1 protein-coding gene is annotated in these 1,340 nt (G+C 47.4%); it reads right to left on the bottom strand.

From position 1 onward, the window contains the following. The coding region (locus ACWI_RS00045; RefSeq protein WP_070369406.1) for a formate--tetrahydrofolate ligase at nt 1-1,340 on the bottom strand (1,340 nt) is incomplete at both ends.

The raw sequence follows: 1,340 nt of genomic DNA, 5'->3' as shown, positions 1-1,340 counted from the left end.
TTAGCTTTGATTGGCATATCCAGTTCGTAACAGTATTCGAAGGTGCCTTCGCTTTCGTCAATTAAACGAACCACTTCTTTGGCCAATGCTTCCCCGCCTTCGCCGCCTTTTGCCCATACCTGGGAAATGGCCACGTTAACGCCCAGCTTCTGGCATTCTTCTTTAACCAGCGCCAGTTCAGCTTCGGTATCCAGTGGGAATTCGTTGATGGCAACAACCGCTGGCAGTTTAAAGACCTGGGTGATGTTTTCAACATGTTTTAACAGATTTGGCAGACCGGCTTTTAAAGCGTCCAGGTTTTCATTGTTCAGGTCAGCTTTGGCAACGCCGCCATTGTATTTAAGGGCTCGTACGGTAGCAACAATGATTACGGCATCCGGTTTTAAACCAGCCATCCGACATTTGATATCGAGGAATTTTTCAGCGCCAAGGTCGGCTCCGAATCCACCTTCGGTAACTACGTAGTCAGCAAAATGCATGGCCATACGGGTTGCGATTACTGAGTTACAGCCGTGAGCGATATTAGCGAATGGTCCACCGTGGATAAAGGCGGGTGTGCCTTCCAGGGTTTGTACCAGGTTTGGTTTCAAGGCATCTTTAAGCAGAGCTGCCATGGCGCCGTTGGCTTTTAACTGTTCAGCGGTGATGGGTTCTCCGGCAACGCTGTAACCAACGATGATGCGTCCCAGTCGGGCTTTTAAATCAGAGATATCACTGGCCAGACAGAAGGCGGCCATAACTTCAGAAGCTACTGTGATGTCAAATCCATCTTCACGGACAACGCCGTCTCCGGATCCACCTAAACCATCAACGACGTTTCGCAATTGACGGTCATTCATATCAATACATCGTCTCCAGGTAATTTTCTTGGCGTCGATTTTCAGTTCGTTTCCTTGTTTGATGTGGTTATCCAGCATTGCTGCCAGTAAATTGTTGGCAGCTCCGATGGCATGGAAGTCACCGGTAAAGTGAAGGTTGATATCTTCCATTGGCACAACCTGAGCGTATCCGCCACCTGCGGCTCCACCTTTGACACCAAATACTGGTCCTAAGGATGGTTCTCTCAAGGCTACCAGGGTATTTTTTCCAATTCGTGATAATCCATCAGCAACCCCGATTGTGGTGGTCGTTTTTCCTTCACCGGCTGGTGTTGGATTGATGGCAGTGGTCAGGATTAACCGGGCTTTTTTTCCGGTTGTTTTCTTTAACAGGTTATAGTCTACCTTTGCTTTATACTTCCCGTATAAATCCAGATCGTCTTCTGTTAAACCCAATTTCTTTGCTATCTCACGAATATCCTGTGGTGTAGCTTCTTGTGCAATCTCAATGTCTGATTTAAA

Source organism: Acetobacterium wieringae (genome assembly GCF_001766835.1).
Lineage (GTDB): Bacteria > Bacillota > Clostridia > Eubacteriales > Eubacteriaceae > Acetobacterium > Acetobacterium wieringae.
The sequence above is the reverse complement of the archived record's forward strand: the minus strand, read 5'-3'. Positions and strand labels throughout refer to the sequence as shown.